Annotated in this window: 5 protein-coding genes; 1 reads left to right on the forward strand and 4 read right to left on the reverse strand. The window is 77.3% G+C overall.

Annotated features, from left to right (window positions below):
- Window positions 1-259: 259 nt before the first annotated feature.
- Window positions 260-1114 carry a DMT family transporter gene (locus PGN05_RS06870; RefSeq protein WP_419751790.1) on the forward strand — a complete coding sequence of 285 codons (855 nt, stop codon included), beginning with the start codon at window positions 260-262 and terminating at the stop codon, window positions 1112-1114.
- A gap of 4 nt (window positions 1115-1118) precedes the next feature.
- Here PGN05_RS06870 and PGN05_RS06875 read toward each other — a convergent pair whose 3' ends face one another.
- The 4 genes from PGN05_RS06875 to PGN05_RS06890 all read right to left on the reverse strand — a co-directional run.
- Window positions 1119-2522 (reverse strand): amino acid permease, encoded by a 1404-nt coding sequence (locus PGN05_RS06875; protein WP_419751791.1) that lies wholly within the window; start codon window positions 2520-2522, stop codon window positions 1119-1121.
- Window positions 2519-2929, reverse strand: coding sequence for a hypothetical protein (locus PGN05_RS06880; RefSeq protein WP_419751792.1), 411 nt, complete (start codon window positions 2927-2929; stop codon window positions 2519-2521). The genes PGN05_RS06875 and PGN05_RS06880 overlap by 4 nt, the downstream gene beginning before the upstream one ends.
- 86 nt (window positions 2930-3015) lie before the next feature.
- Window positions 3016-4068, reverse strand: a complete 1053-nt coding sequence (locus PGN05_RS06885; protein ID WP_419751793.1) for an LLM class flavin-dependent oxidoreductase — start codon at window positions 4066-4068, stop codon at window positions 3016-3018.
- A partial coding sequence (locus PGN05_RS06890; RefSeq protein WP_419751794.1) for a bifunctional lysylphosphatidylglycerol flippase/synthetase MprF occupies window positions 4065-6000 on the reverse strand: 1936 nt, incomplete at its 5' end. The genes PGN05_RS06890 and PGN05_RS06885, both read right to left, overlap by 4 nt.

A 6000-nucleotide genomic window follows, 5' to 3' on the forward strand; every position in this document is an offset into this window, starting at 1 on the left:
AGGTCCGGCCCCCCGGACGCGGGGAGCCGCTGCCGGGGCACGACCACCGTCGGTGACGCTCCCGCGTCGGACCCCTGGGTACCGCATCCGGCGACGCCCCGGTAGGGGTTTGCGGCCACCGGTGTTGGACCGGCGTTGGAGCGGCCGGTCGCAGGGTCCACCCCGACCGACTGCCCCGGCGTGGGGCCCGACTCCAGGGGCAGCCCGTGACGAGCGTGCGAGGGGCCCGCGGCGGACGGCGCCGGGCGGTGAGCCGGCCGTGACGGCCGCCGCCGGCGGGCTGGCGCTCCTGGCGGCGGCCCTGTTCGCGCTGGCGTCGGCGGTGCAGCAGCGCTCGGCCGCGGCGGTGCCGGACGGTGCGGGCGGGAGCGTGCGCCTGGTCGCCGCCCTGGTCCGGTCGCCGCGGTGGTGGGCCGGCACGCTGGCCGACACCGGTGGCTACGTGGCGCAGGCGGCCGCCCTCGGCCTGGGGGCGCTGCTGCTGGTGCAGCCGCTGCTCGTGACGACCGTGCTCTTCGCGCTGCCGCTGGGTGCCCGGTGGGCCGGACGGCGACTGAGCCGCGCGGACTGGGGATGGGCCGCGGTCCTCGTCCTGGCCCTCGCGGCGTTCGTGGTCACCGGCGAGCCCACCGCCGGCGAGGACGCGGCCGGCTGGCGCGAGTGGCTGCCGGCGTGGGTGGTCCTCGGCGCGGCCGCCGGCGCGTGCCTGGTCGGCGCGGCGCTGCGGCGGGGGACCCCCCGCGCCGTCCTGCTGGCCCTGACCACGGGGCTGGCCTACGGCCTGGCGGCGGCCCTCACCAAGGGGGTAGTCGACCTGCTGGGCGACGGGGTGGGTGCGGTGCTCACCTCGTGGAGCACCTGGCTGCTGGCCGCGGCGCTGCTCGGCGGGACCGTCGTCCAGCAGGCCGCGTTCCAGGCCGGACCGCTGGGGGCCTCGCTCCCCGCGGCGACGGTGGGGGAGCCGGTGACCGGAGCGGTGCTCGGGGTCGCCGTCCTCGGCGAGCGGCTGCAGGCGGGCGGGGCGGAGTGGGTCCTCGTCGCCGTCCTGGTGCTGGCCATGGTCGCGGCCACGGTGGCCCTGGCCCGGTCCGCGGCGGCCGCGTCCCCGGGCTGAGGTCTCAGGCGGCGTCGACCGGAGCGCGACGGCGGGCCAGGAGGGCGAAGACGAACGGCGGCAGGGACAGCACCACGGTCGCCAGCGCCAGCAGCGCCACGTAGACCACGGGATCGCCGGTGGCGAGCTGGCTCGGCGGCACGAACCCGAGCAGAAAGGAGACCAGGGAGCCCAGCAGCCCGACGCCGCCGACCAGCCACACGCCGGGCAGCCCGCCGGGGATCCGGTAGGGGCGGGGGACGTCGGGCCGGATGTGCCGCAGCCGGATGACGCTGGCGAACACCAGCGCGTACATCGCCACGATCACCTGCGCGGTGACCGCCGACAGCATCCAGTACGAGGTGCTGACGCTGGGCACGACGACGAACAGGAGGGCGAAGACGGTGCCCGCGAGGCCCTGCACGACCAGCAGCGCGACCGGGACGTCGTTGCGGTTGGTCCGCCCGAACCGGCCCGGGGCGAGTCCCTCCCGGGCGACGACCGCCACCCCCTTCGCCGGTCCGAGCACCCACGGCGTGAGGTGGGCGACGCCGCCGAGGACCACGAGGACCGCCAGCGGCGGGAGCAGCCAGCTCACCGCCAGCGTGTCGAGCACGCTGGCGAACAGCTCCATCGTCCCGGACACCAGGCTGATCTCGTGCCGCGGCAGCACGAACGCCATGAACAGCGAGCCGAGCACCGAGAAGGCGACCGTGACCGCGACCGCGAGGGCGATCGCCCGGGGGACGGTGCGGCCGGGGTCGCGGGTCTCCCGCGCGTGGAAGCCGGCCATCTCCATGCCGGTGAACAGCAGGATGATGCCGCCGAGGAACGCCAGGTTGCCCAGCGACACCTCGGGCACCAGCGCACCGGCCGAGAAGGGGATCTGCGAGGCGTCGCCCCGCAGCAGGAACGCCGCGCCCAGCGCGACGACGAGCAGGGCCGGCAGGATCGAGCCGGCGACCGTCCCGACCGCGCCGATGACCGCCGACGTACGCACCCCCCGCAGCGCCGCGGCGGTGGTGCCCCAGAAGACCACGAGCATGACGGCGACCAGGTAGGCCTTGTCGTCGGCCAGGGACGGGTCGATCGCGTAGGCCGACGACGCCGCGATGAACGAGAGCACGGTGGGGAACCAGGCGACGTTCTCGGCGTAGTCGCACCACACCGCGAGGAACCCGGTGCGCCCGCCGAACGCCTCCTTGACCCAGGCGTACACCCCACCGTCGCGCGGGAACGCGGTGCCCAGCTCGGCCGCGGCCATCGACACGGGGACGAGGAACACGGCGATCGACAGCGCGAACAGCGCGAGCATCGACCAGCCGTACTCGGCCATGACCGGCAGGTTCCGCGCGCTGACGATCGAGGCGACGTTGACCATCGCCAGCGCGAGGACCCCGAGGCGGGCGGTGCGGGCGGGCCGGCTCACCGGGCGCCCTGGTCGCGCAGCGCCGCGGTCAGCCGCCGCCGCACCGCGCCGTCGCCGGTGCCGTGCAGGAGGACGGTCGCGTCGTCGAGGGTGAGGACGGCGCCGCTGCTCCGCGGGCGGACCAGCGACTCGAACCGCCGCGCGGCCGCGTCCCGGGCACCGGCCGAGGCGTACCGGTCGACGACGACGGTGGCGGCCTCGCCCGGGCAGGCGTCGGCCACCTCGTAGGCGCGACCGTCGAGGCTGCCGCCGGACCGGTCGGGCGGGACGTCGGTGGCGGCGCAGATCCGCAGCCCCGCCGCCGTCACCGCCTGCTCCACGGCGTCGCGGGAGCCGGGGCCGAAGTCCGCCCGGTCCCGGCCGGCCCACTGGACGAGGGCGAGGGCGGCCAGCAGTGCCGCCAGCACGACCGCAGCTCCGACGACGAGGTGCTCGCGGGAGCGGTGCAGGGCGGTGCCCCGCCGCGGGGCCGGCCTCGTCGCAGGCTCCGGCGTCAGGGCTCCTCACCGGCCCGTGTCCGGGTCCGGAGCCTCGGCAGGACCTCGGTGGCGAACAGCGCGTTCGACGTCGCCAGGACGTCGGGGTCGGCGTCCCGGGAGCCGGGGACCACGACGATCCGGTCCAGCCCCAGGTCGATGAGCTCGCGCAGGCGTGCGACGCAGTGCTCAGGCGGCCCCACCACCGCGAAGCGGTCGAGGAAGGCGTCGGGCAGGGCAGCGTGGTCGGCAGAAGTCAGCCCGTGGGCGGCCTCGTCGTAGGCCGCGCGGACCCGGGCCACCACGGGGCGGTCGTCGTCCGGGACGACGTCGTGCGGGCCCTCGGCGACGAAGTGGACGAAGATCGCCGCGCTGCCGCGCACCAGCTGCCGCGCGACCGCGACGTCCGGGTGCACGGCGACGTTGACGAAGGCCCCGAGCGAGAGCCGTCCCCCCGTGTCGCGAACGGCGTCCCGCGCCCGGGCGACCGCCCAGGCCACCCGTCGCGGATCGGCCCCGACGGTGAGGTCGACCCGCCCGCACCGCCGCGCGGCGAGGGTGATGGTCGCCGGGCCGGTCGCGGCCACGGACACCGGGACGTCGCCGGCGGAGAAGGGCTCGATCCAGGCCATCCGCGCGGTGCCCCCACCGGGGGCGGGGACGGCCTCGCCGCGCAGGGCGGCCTGGAGCCGGACGAGTCCCTGCTCGAGCTCCGCGGTCGTGGCCGGGCGCAGGCCCACCTGCCGGACCGCCGAGTCCCCCCGGCCGAGGACGACCACGGCCCGTCCGCCCGACTCCACCTGGAGCGTCGCCACGGCGGCCGCCGTCACGACCGGGTGCCGCGTCACCGGGTTGGTGACGGCGGGGCCCAGCCGCAGCCGCCGGGTCTCCCGGGCCGCCAGGGCCAGTTCGACGTACGGGTCGCCGACGAGGTTCTCGCTGTCGGCGAGCAGGAGGCCGTCGAACCCCCAGGCCTCCGCCTGCACCGCCAGGCCCACCGTCCGGCGCGGGACGGGGAACCCGTGGAGCCAGATCTCGCACCCGCCCGGCCCGCGCTGCGTCCCGTTCACGCCACCGCCCGGTCCGCCGGGTCCGGAGGGGCGGGGACGCCGCCCACGGCGCGGGGCACGAGCAGGGACCCGAGGCCGGGCACGGCCAGGAAGCCCTCGGCGCCCGCGTACCGCAGCCCCACCCGCGGCAGGTCCGCCCGCCGGCGGACGGCGAGCACGCGGGGGAGCCACTCCGGGTCGAACCGCTCGTTGAAGTCCCGCAGCGAGCGGATCTGGAAGAACGGGTTGAGCACGCCGACCGCCCAGCGGGCCGCCCGCTGGGTGGGGGTGAACGGCACGTCCTCGGCGAACAGCCGGCCCCACATCGCGAAGTTCATCGACAGCCGCGCCACGCCGCGGGCGCCGAGGGCGGCCGCGGTCTCCGCGATGAGGAACTCGGTCATCCCGTTCGGGGCGTCGGGGTCGTGCCGCATCAGGTCCAGCGTGTAGCCGAAGGAGGGGCCGTAGGCGGGCACCAGCCGCAGGAAGCCGCCCGGCGTGCCGTGCTCGTCGAGCGCGACGCAGAGGAGGAACTGCGGGTCCGCGCCCGCGCCGCGCACGTCCTGGGACAGCGTCATCGTGAACCCCCGCTCGGGGGCCTTGCCGCGCCAGCGGGCGCTGATCGCGTTGAGCTGGTCGACCAGCGCCGGGGGCGCGTCGGCCTCGGCGAGCAGCCGGAACCGGTGGCTGCGGCCGACCCGCCGCACGGCGGCGCGCAGGCCCTTGTGCGCGGCGCCCTCGAGCAGCGGTCGGCGGCAGTCGATGACCGCCTCGTCGCCGAGGTAGACCGAGGTGAACCCGCGCGAGGAGTACAGCGGCATGCTCGCCTCGCGGACCGCCAGCAGCGCCGGCGTCCAGGCGCGGTCGTCGCACATGGCGAGGAACTCGTCGAGCACCCGGACCACCGACTCCCGGGCGCCGACGGGGTCGCCGGACACCAGCGCGTACCCGCCCAGGTAGGTGTAGGCGAGGAAGGCCTCGCCGTCGCTGGAGAAGAAGAAGCTCTTGTCGTCGCGCAGCGAGAAGTAGGCCAGCGTGTCCCAGCCGTACGCGTGCACCAGGCGGCCGGCGTGCTCCCAGTCGTCCTCGGTGTGCGGGCGGCGGGCGGCCAGCGGCCGCAGCAGCAGGACGCCGAGGACGACCAGCCCCGCGACGCCGAGGGCGAGCAGGGCGGCGGGGAGGAACGCGGCCAGGAACGGCGACCGGTAGGTGTAGGGCCCGTCGACGCCGACCAGCCCGCCGAGCACCGTCTCCAGGGCGCCGCCCGGGGTGAGGCGGGGCTCGAGGCGGGCGCGCTCGGCCCACAGCGTGGTCAGGCCGAACAGCAGGACGCCGCCCAGGTACAGCGGCAGGACGTGCAGCAGCCGCAGCAGCGAGGGCGGGTCGCCGGGCGCCCGGAACGCCGACCGGGTGGCCACCAGCGCGACGAGCATCGCGACGCACAGCGCCACGGCCACCGGGTGCGGGCCCTTGACCACGTGCGCGACGGCGCCGGCCGCGAACAGCGCGACCACCACCTGCCAGGCGCGGCGCTTCCGGCGGGCGAGCTGGTGCGCCAGCAGGACCAGCAGCAGCCCGACCACGACCGAGCCCACCGAGCCGGCGACCGGGAGCGCCAGCGGGTCGACGTCGTCCGTGCCGACCCCGAGCCGGTCGTGCAGCACCGGCAGCCGGACGACCAGCTGCAGGACGCCGCACAGCGCGGTGAGCCCCGCGAGCAGCCCGACGGCGAGCCGGTGCGTCTGCGTCCGCGGCCGGGGGGCGGGGATCGGGTGCGCCGAGGGGGCCGCGTCGGGCAGGGCGACCACCGAGGCGCCCGGGCCGGCCGCGCTGCCCGCCGGCACCGGCGTGGGCGGCACCAGCGGGCGCGGCGCGCCGCCGGGCCCACCGCCGGGCGGGGGCGCGGCGCCGGGCCGCAGGGGCCGGGAGAGGATGACCACCTGGGAGGTGGGC

The organism is Geodermatophilus sp. CPCC 206100 (assembly GCF_048569675.1).
Taxonomy (GTDB): Bacteria; Actinomycetota; Actinomycetes; order Mycobacteriales; family Geodermatophilaceae; genus Geodermatophilus.